General features: G+C 67.4%; 1 protein-coding gene. It reads right to left on the reverse strand.

Annotated features, from left to right (window positions below; translation table 11 throughout):
• Positions 1 to 16: 16 nt before the first annotated feature.
• A partial coding sequence (locus JNB71_RS24260) for a phosphoribosyltransferase family protein (RefSeq protein WP_262927121.1) occupies positions 17 to 405 on the reverse strand: 389 nt, incomplete at its 5' end.

Consider the following 405-nt stretch of genomic DNA (forward strand, 5'->3'; position numbering starts at 1 on the left):
CCTTTCCCCTGGTCGGTCAGCGGATCGAACGGACGCCGTACTGGGCCCGGTAGGCTTCCAGCGGCTGCCGGTAACCGACAAGTTCCGGGTTGCCGGAGGCGAAATCAAGCAGATCGGCCAGCGACGCCACGGCGATCACCGGAATGCCGGCTTCTTCGGCCACCGACTGTGCCGCCGAGCGACGGTCGGCTTCCGAGGCGATCTCCTGGCGGTCCAGTGCCACCACGATGCCGGCCGGGGTGCCGCCGGCAGCGCGGATGATGCCCAGCGCTTCGCGGATCGCGGTACCGGCGGTGATCACGTCATCGACGATCAGCACGCGCTTGCCATTCAGGTCGGCGCTGATCAGCTGGCCGCCTTCACCATGGTCCTTGGCTTCCTTGCGGTTGAACGACAGCGGCAGGT

This window comes from Rhizobium herbae, from assembly GCF_019511375.1.
Classification (GTDB): Bacteria; Pseudomonadota; Alphaproteobacteria; order Rhizobiales; family Rhizobiaceae; genus Pararhizobium; species Pararhizobium herbae_A.